Genomic DNA, 15,499 nt, shown 5'->3' with positions numbered 1-15,499 from the left:
TAGGTCATTTCTATGGTGTGAAAGAATTGAGAGATATCCTCTAAAATCAACGTTGCAAAAGCGCCCGCCATGAGGCGGTCGGGTGCTGTCATTTTTGCAAAATGACGGGTGCACAACTCAAAGCAGGCGCATAATCAAACCCGATGATACGGCCCGCCCGCCAATATCGTCGTTGCCCGATACAACTGCTCACTTAACATCACCCGCACCAGCATGTGGGGCCAGACCATTGCGCCAAATGACAGTTTGAAATCGGCGCGGTCCCGCAAGGTTTTGGCGATCCCGTCAGCACCACCAATCACAAACGCCAGATCGGATGTGCCCTGATCACGCCAGCCGCCCAGTTTGGTGGCAAAATCGGGCGAGGGCATCACGCGACCACGTTCGTCCAGCGCGCAAATCACCGCCCCCTTGGGAATAGCGCGTTCCAGCAGGGTTGCCTCGGCATCCATCCCGCCGCCCTTTTTATCCTCGACCTCGTGAACCGTCACAGGCCCAAGGCCCAAGCTGCGGCCCGTGCGCTCAAACCGTGTTAGGTAATCGTCCAGCAATTCACGCTCGGGGCCAACCCGCAGGCGGCTAACGGCGCAAATATGCACCCGCATCAGATGGAGTCAGCGGGGCGGCCGTCAACGTCAGTGGGCCGTATGCCCTGCCACAGTTTTTCCAGCTGGTAGAATTCGCGCACTTCGGGGCGGAACACATGCACAATCACGTCGCCCGCATCGATCAGCACCCAGTCGCCCTGATCCTTGCCCTCGATCTTTGGAAAAATCTCGAACTCGTGCTTCAACTGATCCGACAGCTTTTCCGCCATCGCGCTGACTTGACGCGAGGACCGGCCCGAACAGATCACCATATGATCCGCGATCTCGCTTTTGCCTTTCAGGCTGATGGCGATCACGTCTTCGGCTTTGCTGTCATCAAGCGAGGTAAGGATACGCTCAAGCAGTTCTTTGCTTGAAACCTGTTTAGATGTGCTGGACAAACCTGTCCTCCTTAGAAAAGCGCGGGGTGTAAACCATGAGTAGCATTGGAATCGTTAAATCTCAATGTGCGCTTATGGGGTGGCATCGGGGCGGGTTCAAGCATTGATTTCAGGCGGGCGTCGGCGGGGCCAATCTGTTGCATCATGGTAGAGCTGCCCGATTTGCAGGATACGTGCATCCGCCCCGCGTTGTCCGACCAGTTGCATCCCCATCGCCAAGCCCGCCGCGCCGAAACCTACGGGCACGTTCAATGCGGGCAGGCCAGTCAGGGATGCGGGCACCACGACTTCCATCCAGCGGTGATAGGTGTCCATGTCGCGGCCCATCACGGTTTTGGGCCAATGCCAGTCGGCATTGAACGGGAATATCTGGGCGGATGGTAGGGCCATAACGTCGACATCCGGCTGTGCGGCGAAGGCTGCAAACCATGTTGAGCGGATCACGCTGGCCTCATGCACCTGAACCGCGGACATGGCCAGCCCACGCTCGATCTCCCAGATCATTTCGGGTTTCAGCAGGTCGCGGGTTTTCGGATCGTGGTATAGCGGCGCCTGCTTTGCCGCGATATCCCAGCTGCGCAGAGTGGTCCATGACTGCCAAAGCTGTTCGGGGGCGATGGGTGGGGTGAAGGGTATCACCGTCGCACCCAAGTCGCGCAATTGCTCCAGCGCGACCTCGCACAGGTGCAGGATTTCGGAGTCCATCGGATAATATCCGCCCCAGTCGCCAACCCAGCCGATTGTCAGCCCTTTCAGGCTAGTCACATTCGGCAAGGGTATGTAGGCATCTGTGGAATGGGGCAGCCGCGCGTCGGGCACCCCGATCACTTGTAGCAACAGTTCCAGATCGCGGATGTTGCGGGCCATCGGGCCGCTAGTTGATAACTGATGCAGGAAATTTTCACCCGCAGGGTCATCGGGCACCAACCCGTAACTGGGCCGAAATCCGTAGACATTGTTCCACGCTGCCGGATTGCGCAGCGATCCCATCATATCAGAGCCATCCGCCAGCGGCAGCATCCCCGTGGCCAGCGCAACGGCAGCACCACCGCTGGAGCCACCCGCCGAAACACTTGTGTCATACGGATTACGCGTCACACCATAGACCGGATTATAACTGTGCGATCCCAGCCCGAATTCCGGCGTGTTGGTTTTGCCGATGATAATCGCCCCCGCCGCACGGATGCGCTGCACCATTAGGCTGTCAGCGTCAGGGATATTATCGGAGAAAACGGGCGATCCGTATGTGGTGCGAATACCCTTGGTCTCGGTCAGGTCTTTGATGGCGAAGGGCATACCATGCAACGGACCTTTGGGCGGGGCGGCATCGGCAGCTTTGGCCTCGGCCAGGATATCATCAACCGGACGCATCCCGACGATGGCGTTTACTGTTGGGTTGATGGCATCAATACGGGCAAGCGTATGTGTGACCAGTTCAACCGACGACATCTTTTTGTCCCGCAACGCGGCGATCAGATCAATCGCATCCTTCACTTCGGCTTATCCTCCAGCATCTTTATTTCACGCTGTGGGAACGGGATGGAGATATCGTTCTCCTGGAAAGTGTCCCACAGGGCCAAATACACATTGCCGCGAATGTTGGTCAAACCGTCTGTCGGATCAGTGATCCAGAACCGCAGGATGTAATCGACCGAGCTGTCGCCAAAACCAACAATGTGACAAACGGGTGGGCGCATGGTCAGCACCCGATCAACCGAGGCCGCCGCTGCACGGGCCAGTCCCCGCACCTTGTGCGGATCGTCACCGTAAGCCGTGCCAAAGAATATATCGAGCCGCACAAAATCATTGGTGTGGGACCAGTTAACCACTTGGTTGGTGATCAAATCCTCGTTCGGGATCAGGTATTCCTTACCGTCCCGCGTCACCACCGAGGCATAGCGTGCGCCCAGTGTGTTGATCCAGCCAAAGGTATCACCCAGCGAAATTACATCGCCCGGTTTGATCGACTTGTCCATCAGGATGATCACACCCGAAACAAGGTTCGACACCACCTTTTGCAACCCAAACCCAAGGCCGATACCGATGGCCCCCGACAAAACCGCAAGACCGGTCAGATCAAACCCTACGGCCTTTAGTCCGATGAAAAACGCGAACCCATACAGGGTGACCTGCATGAATTTCACCATCAACACCTGCATGGACGGCGATATTTCTTCGTTATTGCGGATACGTTTTGTTGTGCCTTTCGAGATCAGCCGCGCCAGCGAGAAGAAGATAGCCGTCACCACCAATGCCTTGATGATCATCAATATCGACAGGCGGAAATCCCCAAACTCTATCGCCATGTGGTCCAGCAATTGTTCGGTCGGCGCGATCAGCCCCATAAAATAGAGTGTGACATAGGTCCAGGCGCCCCACGTAACGATGCGGCGCAGGAACGAATTGTGAATGAACCGCGCAACGACCACCACCATCAGCCAAGCAAAGGCAATCGTGCCGACAATAGACAGCAGATAATAGCGCGAAGGAAACAGGTTCAACACTTCACTCTCGATCGCGATAACGACCCAGATCAGAACCACAAAAACAATCAACCGTATACGTTTGAGCAACAGCACAAAGATACGCAGCTGCCATTTAGGCCGCCCTGCCAGCCCGCGCATTCGTTCATGGATTTTTGGCCCGAAATACAGTTTCAACAGATACGCCACCACCAGCAGCGCAATCATAATGCCCATCTGGGTCAGGCGCGATGGCAGTAATAAGCTGCCGGAAAACGTAACCAGTTTATCAATCAGAACCTGTATCTGATTGCTTAAACTCTGGACTTCCTGAACTACGCTATTCTCCATATTTGCAGGTTTGCACAGTTATTACCGGTTAGACAATGGTCACGGCCCTTGCCCGCCCGCCTTGTGCGATGTATTCCCTCTGTATGACTCGTATTTTCGACATAGATGACCACGCCCGCCTGCCTTGGCGGTTCTATGGCCAAAGCCTTGGGATTAATTCAGACCTATAATTGGTCCGGCGCGACCGCGCTGCCTGTCATAATTCAATCATCCACATCTTGCGGGAAAGGAAACACCATGACCGCCCCGAACACTGGCCCCAAAACACTCTATGATAAAATCTGGGATGCCCACATCGCCCATGAGGCCGAAGACGGCACCACCCTGTTATATATCGACCGCCATCTGGTGCACGAGGTCACCAGTCCGCAAGCCTTTGAAGGTCTGCGCCTGTCTGGCCGCAAGGTGCACGCGCCCGATAAAACGATTGCTGTGCCAGACCATAACGTGCCCACCACGCTGGACCGCGCCAAGGGCATTGAAAACGAGGAAAGCCGCATTCAGGTCGAGGCGCTGGATAAAAACGCCCGCGAAACCGGCATCCATTACTATCCGGTTGATGATGTGCGCCAAGGCATCGTGCATATCGTCGGGCCTGAGCAGGGTTGGACCCTGCCCGGCATGACAGTGGTTTGCGGCGACAGCCACACAGCGACCCACGGCGCGTTTGGCGCATTGGCGCATGGCATCGGCACATCCGAAGTCGAACATGTTCTGGCGACGCAAACCCTGATCCAGCAGAAGTCCAAAAACATGAAAGTCGAGATCACCGGAAAACTGATGCCAGGTGTGACCGCCAAGGATATTACCTTGGCTGTGATTGGTGAAACTGGCACCGCTAGCGGCACCGGTTATGTGATTGAATATTGCGGCGAAGCGATCCGTGATCTGTCGATGGAAGGCCGGATGACGGTTTGTAACATGGCAATTGAAGGTGGCGCGCGTGCAGGGCTAATTGCACCGGATGAGACCACCTATGAATACGTAAAGGGCCGCCCCCACACCCCGAAAGGGGCGCAATGGGAAATGGCGTTGGCATGGTGGAAAACCCTGTTCACCGACGAGGGCGCACATTTCGACAAGGTGCTGGTGCTGAAAGGCGAAGACATCGCACCCGTGGTCACATGGGGCACCTCACCCGAAGACGTGCTGCCGATCACGGCATCAGTTCCTGCCCCATCCGATTTCAAAGACGGCAAAGTGGACGCCGCCGCACGGTCGATTGAATACATGGGCCTGACGGCAGGTCAGAAACTGACCGACATTAAAATCGACACCGTATTCATCGGGTCCTGCACCAACGGGCGGATCGAGGATTTACGTGCCGCGGCTAAAATCCTGAAAGGCAAGAAAGTCAAAGACGGGATGCGGGCGATGATCGTTCCGGGCTCCGGTCTGGTTCGGGCCCAAGCCGAAGAAGAAGGTCTGGACCAGATATTTCTGGATGCCGGATTTGAATGGCGGCTTGCGGGCTGTTCCATGTGTCTGGCGATGAATCCCGATCAGCTGGAACCGGGCGAGCGTTGTGCCTCGACCAGCAACCGCAATTTTGAAGGACGCCAAGGGCGTAACGGACGCACACATCTTCTGTCCCCCGCAATGGCCGCCGCAGCCGCAATCACCGGACATCTGACCGATGTTCGGGATATGATATAAGGAGAGCGATGATGGAAAAATTTGAAAAAATCACCGGCATCGCCGCCCCGATGCCCATGATCAACATCGATACCGATATGATCATCCCGAAACTATTTTTGAAAACCATCAAACGGTCGGGCCTTGGCGTGAACCTGTTTGACGAGATGCGCTATGATGATGACCGCAATGAGCGGCCCGACTTCATTCTGAACCAACCCGCCTATCGCAATGCTGAAATTCTGGTGGCGGGCGATAACTTTGGCTGTGGCTCGTCCCGTGAACATGCGCCTTGGGCGATCAAGGATTTCGGCATCACTTGTGTGATTGCGCCCAGCTTTGCCGACATCTTTTTCAACAACTGTTTCAAAAACGGCATCCTGCCGATTGCCCTGCCCCAAGAACAGGTGGACGTGTTGATGAAAGACGCCGAAAAAGGTGCCAACGCCCGCATGACAGTTGATCTGGAGCGCCAAGAAATCACCACTTCGGATGGGGATGTCATTAAATTCGATGTGGATTCCTTCAAAAAGCACTGTTTGCTGGAAGGATTGGACGACATCGGCCTGACAATGGAAAAATCCGACTCAATTTCCAATTTCGAAACAATGGCAGCCTCAGCCCGCCCTTGGGTCTAATTATTTAGGGGCTAAATATTTAACAACCACCACATATGGGGTCCGGCACATGCCGGGCCCCTTTTTGCTGCTAATTTGATGCAAAGTCGCACCAGTTCTTCCACGAAATCGCCTCAAACTTTTACTTATAGTTAACCATGACTTGTGCTGGAAAGTGAAAGAAGGCAAAAATTGGGCAAGATTGAGGCAATCCGCCATAATGTGCGGGAAAGATTTGGGAAAAGGGCGCGGCATCGTATCGCTTCCGACCGAATTAAGGGTAACAGAGCAGTGATTTCACAGCTTACAGGCGCCGTTGTGCGTGCATTGTTGATCGTGGTGTTGGTTGCAACGCCCTCTATGCTGTTGCCTGGCACAAACCCTGACTCGGTTCAAATCGTTTCACTTGTTGCACTTTTCGGTGCTCTTCTGACATTCATCGAATATTCTTCAAGCTATCCAAGCCTTGTCGAGTTTCGGGACGCACCACCCTTTAACCGGGTGCGCTTTGTGTCTCTTTTCACAACAGTTTTCTTGCTCTCGGCTATTTTCCGCGGGCAAACCGACCCAACGACCTTAACGCAGTTTATAGAGGCGACCGGGTCTTTGATCGGGCAGGCCATTGATTTTCCATTCAGCCCGGTGCGGTTGGTGGTGCTGATGCTGCCTGAAAACGCCAGCGTTGAAAACCTGATCCTTGTGCGCACAACGGCCGGAATCAGCTATCTGATTTCCTTGTTGACCTTGGCGGTGTTTGTTATTTTGCTGCGCCTGCAAGGCTGGCCATCACATAACAAACCGTTCAACGTCTGGGTAAACCTGCCCACTTTTGATCCGACCACCGGTGGTGATGTGGTTGAAAGACTAAACCGTGATGCCCGCTTCAACATCGCGCTTGGCTTTTTGCTCCCCTTCTTGACCCCTGCTGTTATTAAAGCAGCATCAAACGTATTTGATCCGATAACACTTGATTCTCCGCAGACGATGGTGTGGACAATGGCGGCATGGGCATTTCTACCATCAAGTCTGTTTATGCGTGGAATCGCAATGGGCCGGATCGCGTCAATGGTTGCACAAAAGCGCAAGCAGTCGTCAGCGCTGGCCGAACTAAATGGATTTCAGCCGGCCTAATCTATGCGCTGCTTACTGTCACGCTACAGGCAGAACCCATACGCATTGCAACCTACAACACCGAACTAAAACGCCGTGGGCCTGGATTGTTGTTGCGTGATATTCTGTCGGGCAAGGATGAACAGGTTCTGGCCATCGCCGGTATCATCACCCATATTTCACCCGACATCCTGCTGCTGAACGGGTTTGACTATGATTATAACAATACAGCCCTGAATGCCTTTGCCGATCTGCTGGCGGATCAGGGCACGCCCTATCCGCACAGGTTTGCCTTGCGGCCCAATACAGGGATGGGCACCGGGCTTGATATGGATGGCGACGGCCAAACGGGCGGCCCGCGTGATGCCCAAGGGTATGGGCGGTTTGCGGGGCAAGGCGGGATGGCGATCCTGTCTCGTTACCCGATTGATGCTTTGCTCGTTCAGGATTTTTCAGCCTTAAAGTGGGAGGATTTTCCGCAGGCCCTGTTACCGCAGGTCGATGGGCAACCATTTCCCTCAAGGCAGGCCCAATCAGCACAACGGCTATCGACAACGGGGCATTGGGTTGTGCCCGTCACCACACCTGATGGCGTAATCAGCCTGTTGGCCTTTCACGCAACGCCGCCGGTATTTGACGGGCCCGAGGACCGCAACGGCAAACGCAACCATGACGAGGTGCGGTTTTGGACAGCCTATCTGGATGGAGAGCTGGGCACAAAACCCGCAGGTGCACCGTTTGTGATATTGGGCGACGCCAATCTGGACCCGTTTGACGGGGATGGTCGGGGCAAGGCAATCCGTAATTTGTTGGCGCACCCGATGGTGCAGGACACTAAGCCCCAAAGTGAGGGTGCCGTTGGGGCCACTATGAGCCAAGGCGGTGCAAACACCCGCCACAAAGGGGATCCAGCACAAGACACGGTTGACTGGAAAGACGTGCCTGGCCCCGGCAACATGCGGGTGGATTATGTGTTGCCCTCTCGCGATCTGGAAATCACCGCCTCGGGCGTGTTTTGGCCCAAGACGGATGATGTGGATGCCGCCCTGTTAAGCGTGGGCAACGCCCTTGCCTCGCGCCATCACCTTGTCTGGATTGATGTGATCCTCCAACGCTAGGGTCAAGGCTTCGGACAGAGCTGTCATCTTGAAGTCCGGCAGAAGGGAAGAAAAACGCGTGCCATCAATCCGGTGCGGCTTGTTCCACAGATACCGCATCTCCAGCAGATGCTTTGCCGTTGGCCAAAACGGGCGGGCGATGTGCAACGGTAGCCAGCTCATTTTCTTTAGCTTGATTGAGCGGCCCAAACTGGTGCCTATTGCCGTGCATAATTCATTGCCTGTCATCGTGAAGCCCGCAAAAGGAACATCCGTGAATACTGGTAAATCGACACGGATTTCCGCCAATTCCGCCGCCGCACCGGTCAGGTCAGGCAACCATGCCCAAGCATGCGCAATATCGGGATTGCCGGGGTAGATAAACTGCCCTTTACCCAGCTTCGGGACCATCATCTTGTCGAACCAGTTGCCCGACGCCTGCGTGTCAATGAAATCTCCTGCCCGCAATATGATGGTGCGAACACCTGAATCACGATACGCAGCCTCCATTTCGGTGCGGATACGTCCCAATGGATTTGTAGCGTGGTGCGGCGTGTTGGCATCATAGATGGCAGGAGCATCTGCGCCGAAATTGTAAACATTCCCCGGCACAATCACTGTCGCTTTGGTCGCTTTGGCGACCTCGATCACTTTCTTGGTCAACTTTGGCACCTGTTCGGCCCAGTCGGGATATAAGGGGTTCCACGCATTAACGATTACATCTGCGCCCCATGCGGCATCCCACAGGTTTCCCGACACGCGGTCAAATTGGCGAACCTCCCAACCCCTTTCAGAAAAGGTACGGGCAGCATGGCGTCCAAAACGGCCTTTGCCACCAAGAATCAAAACTGTTTTATGCATCAACTCGTCTCCATATGTCCTTATCTCCACCCAACTTATCCATTCTGTTTCAAATGGGAATTGCAATAAATTGCAGATCATGTATTCAATAATGAATGGATAAAGCGTTCTCTTCCCTCGATTGGTCCTTGGTTCAGTCATTTCTCGCAGTGGCCGAAGAAGGGTCGCTTTCTGCCGCCGCCCGTCGCCTCGGTGCCAGTCAACCCACTCTTGGCCGCCAGATTCAGCAGATTGAGACGCAACTGGGCATTAGTCTGTTTCATCGCCAGCCACGTGGGTTAAAGCTGACCCCGGTTGGTGAAACCCTACTTGAGCCCGCCAAAACAATGCAGGCGGCAATAGGGCAGATAGCCCTGACAGCTGCGGGGCAGGAACAAGACATAAAAGGCACGGTGCGTATCACAGCCAGCATTTTTGTAGCACAGAATTTTCTGCCCCAGATCATCGCAAAAATTCGCAGGGAAGAACCGCAAATCAGCATTGATCTGGTCGCCAGCGATACCAGTGAAAACCTGTTGTTCCGCGAAGCAGATATTGCATTGCGTATGTATCGCCCAGAACAATTGGATGTTGTTACCCGTCATTTGGGGGATATGCCATTGGGGATGTTCGGCGCCATTAAATATCTGGACCGAAGGGGGCGCCCTACAAACCTAGATCAGTTGTTAAATGAACATGACCTGATCGGGTATGATCAAGACGAAAGCCTAATTCGCGGGATGCGAGACTTGGGTATCCCAGCGGAACGGGATTGGTTTAGTACCCGCTGCGATGACAATGTGGTTAATTGGAAATTGGTTCAAGCAGGATGCGGTATCGGGTTTAGTCATACTTATACCGGCCTGCGTGATGAAATGGTTGAACAGGTGCTGCCCGAAGTTCCTATTCCGGTATTGCCCGTTTGGCTGACTGCGCATCAGGCCATGCGTCAAACGCCTCGCATCAGGCGGGTTTGGGATTTGCTCGTTAAAGGGATCAGGCCCTTCGTTTCTTGACCGCGCACGGCCATTCGGTTACGCGGGATCAACCCTAATTCATCAAGGACGGCAACAACATGAGCACCCCTTCACTTCTTATCCTCGCCGGTGACGGCATTGGCCCCGAAGTCATGGTCGAAGTGACCAAAATCATCGACTGGTTCGATGATAAACGTGGGCTGAAAATCAACGTGACCCATGACCTTGTCGGTGGTGCGGCCTATGATAAACATGGCACCCCGCTAACGGACGAAACAATGGCCCACGCCCAAGAGGTAGACGCCGTTCTGCTCGGCGCTGTCGGTGGCCCAGCCTATGACGATCTGGATTTTTCGGTCAAACCCGAACGCGGCCTGCTGCGCCTTCGCAAGGAAATGGACCTGTTCGCCAACCTGCGCCCTGCCCAATGCTTTGACGCGTTGGCAGATTTTTCATCGTTAAAAACCGAAATTGTTTCGGGGCTCGATATCATGATCGTGCGCGAACTGACGTCTGGCATCTATTTTGGTGAACCCCGTGGCATTCAGGACGATAACGAAGGTGGCCGCGTCGGCATTAACACCCAGCGCTACACCACCGACGAAATTCGCCGCGTGGCACGTTCGGCGTTTGAATTGGCCAAGAAACGTAACAACCGCGTCTGTTCAATGGAAAAAGCCAACGTAATGGAAAGCGGCATCCTGTGGCGCGAAGAAGTCCAGTGGGTGCATGACAATGAATATCCCGAGGTCGAGCTGACCCATATGTATGCCGACAATGGTGGCATGCAGCTGGTGCGTGCCCCCAAACAGTTTGACGTGATTGTCACCGATAACCTGTTTGGCGATATGCTCTCGGATGTGGCGGCAATGCTGACCGGATCACTGGGCATGCTGCCCTCGGCCAGTCTAGGTGTGCCAATGGCCAACGGGCGACCAAAGGCAATGTATGAACCGGTGCACGGTTCTGCCCCCGATATTGCCGGTCAAGGCAAAGCCAACCCTTGCGCCTGTATCCTGAGTTTCGCAATGGCGCTACGCTATTCCTATGATGAGGGGGCCGAGGCGGATCGTCTGGAAGCTGCCGTAGAACAAGTGTTGGCCAACGGCGTGCGCACAGCTGATCTGATGCAAGCGGGCGGTGCTGCTCCTGCCAGCACCAGTGATATGGGCAACGCAGTGATCGCAGCACTGGACGCCAGCCTGTGATACCATCGGGGAACAAGATAGAATTCAGCCGCGATGCGACGTTTGCAAACACAATCGTGCTTGCGGCTGACAATAATTTTGTTCCCTACGCGCTGTTTTTCATCGACCAGATTGCAAATGCCCACCCCGACAGAGATTTCGATTTCTGCCTGCTAACGCAGGACGACATCGCGCCGCATTCCCTGATTGATCAGCACAGCATCCGGATTTGTAAATTCACACATATCGAAATGGAAAGCCACCTGCCCAAATCCGGGCACATCAGCGCCGCCGCCTTCTTGCGGATTTTCGCACCTGAATTTCTAGCGGCTGATTACAAACGCATGCTCTATCTGGATTGCGATATGTTTTACCGGCGCGGTGATTTGTCAAAACTGATCACTGCCGACATTGGCGACCATGCCGTTGCCGCCGCTCGCGACCCGATCCAGTATCGCCGCAAAAACCACACACCAAAAGATATGCGCGACCTTGGCTTGGGGTATTTCCGGTTTCTCAGTTCCGGCCTGATGCTGATTGATATTGAACGCTTCAACGCTGCCGGATACGCTGAAAAGATGATCGACCTTGCGGTGGAGCTGGCAGCAGGCGATCAGGTGTTTCTGGACCAAAGCATTATCAACGCGGTGCTAAAGGGCAACTGGGCCGAACTGCCGCTGACATGGAACTGGCTCTATAATTTTCGCTCGATCTATTACACCGAACTGTTTGATCCAGCGATCCTGCATTTCGTCGGGCGGCGCAAGGCATGGAACCATCTGAACGGCGAATATCCGGTGAAATACGCCAACGCCTACCGCGCCTTTTTCAAAGAACACTTCCCAGCCATGTATGATGCCATGCCGCCCAGTGCCAGCCCCGCAAACGTCAAACGCGGCCACCTGCGCTACTTCATCAAGCACGCCCTTGACCTTCGGCGGTTCGTGCCCAAAATGGACCGTTTCAAACATGACTTTGATATCAAGCTCTGACCCCGACTTTCCGCGAGGAGAAGCCAAATGACCCAACAAAAAATGTCCCTTGGTAAGGCGCTTATTGACCGGTTTCGCACCTGGAACCGCTCGCGGATTGCGCGACGGCGTTTGGCGAAAGACGCTATCATGACACCACACGGGTTCCGGTTTAACGGCCATTCCGGAATGCAGGACGGAACATTTGAGCCTGAAGAGACCAAAATGGTGAACCAGATCTTCGGCTCGGTCGATTTGTTCCTGAATGTCGGAGCGAATTCTGGTTATTATTGCTGTTTTGCCCAACAAAGAGGCATCAAAACCATCGCCGTAGAACCGGTGCCGTCAAACGTGACCTACATCGCGCAAAACATGGCCGCCAACGGCTGGGGCGACAATATTACCGTTCTGCCGGTGGCGGCTGGCGACGTGACCGGATTTATTGACATCTACGGCGTGGGCACTGGCGCGTCTGTGGTCAAGGGCTGGGCCAACAACCCCGAAACCCTGAAACAAACTGTGCCGGTGGTGCGGTTGGATACGCTGATCCATCCACTACCAAAAGGCAAAACCATGTTCGTTCTGATGGATGTCGAAGGGTTTGAATATCAGGCCCTAAAAGGGGCTGCCGCCCTGATCAAAGCGAAAAACAAACCCGTCTGGTTTATCGAGATTATTGGCGATGGTGGGCCAATTCAATCGGGCACAGTGCGTTTCAAAGACACGTTCAAAATCATGATGGACGCGGGCTATGCCGTTTATATGGCGAATGAGGCGATGCGCCCGTTGAGCTGGGATGACATTGTGCGGCTGGAGGCAGATGCCGAAGCACAATCAGCCTCGCGCAATTATCTGTTCCTGGACAAAAACCGCGACATTCGGGACGCGATGGGCCGCTAGCCTTGCACATACGGACAAAAAGAGAGAGGCTGTGACGGTCACAGACGCCTTATAAAAGGACAACCCCATGCCCGCCGTCCAGCCCCCCAAAGACCCAGAATCCAACCCTCGCGTCAAAGCCGTGTTCGATGACATCCGCACCACGCGTAAATCCGATTTCATCAACAACATCTGGCGCTATCTGGCGTTTGATGCTGACCTGTTGGAGCGCACATGGGAAGAGGTCAAAGCCGTCATGGCCACCCCCTCCGATCTGGACCCGTTGACCAAAGAACTGCTGTATCTGGCCGTGTCGATCATCAACAATTGCGAATATTGTGTGCATTCCCATTCGGCGGCCGCCCGCGCCAAGGGGATGACACCGACCCAACACGCCGAAGTGCTGAAAATCGTTTCGCTGGCGGCCAAAACCAACCACCTGTCAAACGCCATGCAAGTGCCAGTGGACCCTGAATTCATGCTGAGCGAGGACTAAGCCATGCCCATTGCAATCGCAGCCCGCACCGCTGGCGGCCCCGAGGTTCTACATCAAATTGACCTACCCACTCCCAGCCCAAAAGCGGGCGAGGTTCTGGTGCGCCACGCGGCCATCGGGGTTAACTTCATCGATACCTATTTTCGCAGCGGTCTCTATCCGTGGCCCGTCGAAACCGATCTGGTTCTGGGCTCTGAGGCGGCGGGCGTGGTGGCGGCATTGGGCGATGGCGTCACAGGTTTCGCGTTGGGTGACCGCGTCGCCTATACCATTCCCAACGGGGCTTATGTGTCCGAGCGGGTGATTGATGCCAAACATCTGGTCAGATTGCCCGACGGGGTGACCGACGAAGTGGCCGCTGCCTCGATGCTAAAAGGCCTGACCGCGCATTACCTGCTGCACCGCTCCTTCAAAGTGCAAAAAGGCCAAACAGTTCTGTTCCACGCCGCCGCTGGCGGGGTCGGGCTGATCGCGGGGCAATGGCTGGCGTCAAAAGGCGTAACAGCGATTGGCACAGCAGGCGGGCCCGAGAAATGCGCACTGGCCGCCAAACACGGCTACGCCCATATGATCGACTATAAATCCGAGGACTTCGTCGCGCGGGTGGCCGAGATCACCGGCGACAATGGCGTGGATGCCGTGTATGACAGCATCGGCAACGACACCATCGCAGGCTCGCTGTCCTGCCTGAAAACATTCGGCACATTGGTAAACTTCGGCCAATCCTCCGGCCCCGCGCGGGACTTCAAACTGTCCGATCTGGCAGCAGGCTCCTTCACCATCACCCGCCCCGTTCTGTTCCACTTCACAGCAGACCGTAGTTATCTGGAAACGGCATCAGCTGCATTGTTTGAAATGATCGAAAATGGCACATTGAAAATCAACGTCAATCAGCGTTACGATCTAGCAAACGCCGCCGATGCACATCGCGCGCTCGAGGCACGGCAAACAACCGGATCAACGGTTTTGATCCCATAAGATAAGGAATTCCACCATGGCAGTCGGTGATGTAATCTGGACCTATTTCAATGGCACATGGCATCAGGGTGATTTGCCGGTGATGAACGCCGCCGACCACGGCACATGGCTGGGGTCACTGGTGTTTGACGGGGCACGGGCCTTTGAGGGGCTGGTGCCCGACCTTGAGCCGCATTGCGAACGGGTGAACGCCTCGGCGCTGGCGTTGGGGCTGAAGCCGACCATCGGTGTTGATGAAATGATGGCCCTGACAATGGAAGGGCTGGCCAAGTTCGACAAGGACGCGCCTGTCTATATCCGGCCAATGTATTGGTCAAAAGAGGGCGGCGTCGGCGTGGTGATCCCCGACCCGGATTCGACCACATTCTGCCTGTGTCTGGAACAGTTGCCAATGGCTCCCGCTGATGCCAGCCAAACCCTGTGCCGCACCCAGTTCATTCGCCCCGTGATCACTATGGCGCCGGTGAACGCCAAGGCCGCTTGCCTATACCCCAACAATGGCCGGATGATCCGCGAGGCCCAAGCGCGCGGTTATAACAACGCCATTGTGGCTGATGCGCTGGGCAATGTCGCCGAAACCGCTACGGCCAATATTTTCATGGTCAAGGATGGCGTGGTAAAAACGCCGGTAACCAACGGCACGTTCCTGAACGGCATCACACGGCAACGGGTGATCAAACTGCTGCGTGGGGCGGGGCATACCGTTGAGGAATGCACCCTGACGTTTGAGAATTTCGACGCGGCGGATGAAGTGTTTTTATCGGGGAACATTTCCAAGATCACCCCGATTGTGAAAATCGAGGACCGCGAATTTGCGATAGGGCCAGTGACAAAACAGGCCCGCGATCTTTACTGGAAATGGGCCAAAGCCTAACGGTTATGCGCCGACGATTGATCCCGTCGGCGCATAT

Annotated in this window: 16 protein-coding genes; 11 read left to right on the top strand and 5 right to left on the bottom strand. The window is 55.0% G+C overall.

Going from position 1 to position 15,499, the window contains the following annotated elements:
• Positions 1–134 precede the first annotated feature (134 nt).
• From rlmH to ACWB12_RS02925, 4 genes are all read right to left on the bottom strand, one after another.
• Entirely contained in the window at positions 135–605 is a 471-nt protein-coding gene (gene rlmH / locus ACWB12_RS02940) for a 23S rRNA (pseudouridine(1915)-N(3))-methyltransferase RlmH (protein WP_479528567.1), read from the bottom strand.
• A complete protein-coding gene (rsfS, locus tag ACWB12_RS02935; RefSeq protein ID WP_479528566.1) occupies positions 605–988 on the bottom strand; it encodes a ribosome silencing factor in 384 nt (127 codons plus the stop codon). The genes rlmH and rsfS overlap by 1 nt, the downstream gene beginning before the upstream one ends.
• A 96-nt stretch (positions 989–1,084) precedes the next feature.
• Positions 1,085–2,482, bottom strand: a complete 1,398-nt coding sequence (locus ACWB12_RS02930) for an amidase (protein WP_479528565.1) — start codon at positions 2,480–2,482, stop codon at positions 1,085–1,087.
• On the bottom strand, positions 2,479–3,801 hold the full coding sequence (locus ACWB12_RS02925) for a mechanosensitive ion channel family protein (protein ID WP_479528564.1): 1,323 nt from the start codon (positions 3,799–3,801) through the stop codon (positions 2,479–2,481). The genes ACWB12_RS02930 and ACWB12_RS02925 overlap by 4 nt, the downstream gene beginning before the upstream one ends.
• Before the next feature lie 237 nt (positions 3,802–4,038).
• On the opposite strand from ACWB12_RS02925, the gene leuC reads away from it, so the two are divergent.
• From leuC to ACWB12_RS02905, 4 genes are all read left to right on the top strand, one after another.
• Complete coding sequence (gene leuC, locus ACWB12_RS02920) at positions 4,039–5,457, top strand: 3-isopropylmalate dehydratase large subunit (protein ID WP_479528563.1); 1,419 nt, start codon at positions 4,039–4,041, stop codon at positions 5,455–5,457.
• A gap of 11 nt (positions 5,458–5,468) precedes the next feature.
• Positions 5,469–6,074, top strand: coding sequence for a 3-isopropylmalate dehydratase small subunit (gene leuD / locus ACWB12_RS02915; protein WP_479528562.1), 606 nt, complete (start codon positions 5,469–5,471; stop codon positions 6,072–6,074).
• Positions 6,075–6,344: 270 nt separating this feature from the next.
• Positions 6,345–7,184 (top strand): hypothetical protein, encoded by an 840-nt coding sequence (locus ACWB12_RS02910; protein WP_479528596.1) that lies wholly within the window; start codon positions 6,345–6,347, stop codon positions 7,182–7,184.
• An 86-nt stretch (positions 7,185–7,270) separates the two neighbouring features.
• On the top strand, positions 7,271–8,281 hold the full coding sequence (locus ACWB12_RS02905; protein ID WP_479528595.1) for an endonuclease/exonuclease/phosphatase family protein: 1,011 nt from the start codon (positions 7,271–7,273) through the stop codon (positions 8,279–8,281).
• Here the strand turns inward: ACWB12_RS02905 and ACWB12_RS02900 are convergent.
• Positions 8,213–9,121: a sugar nucleotide-binding protein gene (locus ACWB12_RS02900; RefSeq protein WP_479528561.1), complete on the bottom strand. Its 909-nt coding sequence runs from the start codon at positions 9,119–9,121 to the stop codon at positions 8,213–8,215. The genes ACWB12_RS02905 and ACWB12_RS02900 overlap by 69 nt on opposite strands.
• A gap of 95 nt (positions 9,122–9,216) precedes the next feature.
• Between ACWB12_RS02900 and ACWB12_RS02895 the strand changes: the two genes are divergently transcribed.
• From ACWB12_RS02895 to ACWB12_RS02865, 7 genes are all read left to right on the top strand, one after another.
• Positions 9,217–10,116, top strand: coding sequence for a LysR family transcriptional regulator (locus ACWB12_RS02895; protein WP_479528560.1), 900 nt, complete (start codon positions 9,217–9,219; stop codon positions 10,114–10,116).
• A 59-nt stretch (positions 10,117–10,175) separates the two neighbouring features.
• Entirely contained in the window at positions 10,176–11,285 is a 1,110-nt protein-coding gene (leuB, locus tag ACWB12_RS02890; protein WP_479528559.1) for a 3-isopropylmalate dehydrogenase, read from the top strand.
• Entirely contained in the window at positions 11,282–12,256 is a 975-nt protein-coding gene (locus ACWB12_RS02885; RefSeq protein WP_479528558.1) for a glycosyltransferase family 8 protein, read from the top strand. The genes leuB and ACWB12_RS02885 overlap by 4 nt, the downstream gene beginning before the upstream one ends.
• A 27-nt stretch (positions 12,257–12,283) precedes the next feature.
• Positions 12,284–13,135, top strand: coding sequence for an FkbM family methyltransferase (locus ACWB12_RS02880; protein ID WP_479528557.1), 852 nt, complete (start codon positions 12,284–12,286; stop codon positions 13,133–13,135).
• A 67-nt stretch (positions 13,136–13,202) separates the two neighbouring features.
• Complete coding sequence (locus ACWB12_RS02875; RefSeq protein WP_479528556.1) at positions 13,203–13,610, top strand: carboxymuconolactone decarboxylase family protein; 408 nt, start codon at positions 13,203–13,205, stop codon at positions 13,608–13,610.
• A gap of 3 nt (positions 13,611–13,613) precedes the next feature.
• Positions 13,614–14,588, top strand: coding sequence for a quinone oxidoreductase family protein (locus tag ACWB12_RS02870; protein WP_479528555.1), 975 nt, complete (start codon positions 13,614–13,616; stop codon positions 14,586–14,588).
• Between the two features lie 16 nt (positions 14,589–14,604).
• Positions 14,605–15,462, top strand: coding sequence for a branched-chain amino acid aminotransferase (locus ACWB12_RS02865; RefSeq protein WP_479528554.1), 858 nt, complete (start codon positions 14,605–14,607; stop codon positions 15,460–15,462).
• Positions 15,463–15,499: the final 37 nt, after the last annotated feature.

Source organism: Profundibacter sp., from assembly GCF_056498605.1.
Note: the sequence above shows the minus strand (reverse complement) of the source record. Positions and strands in the feature narration are given on the sequence as shown.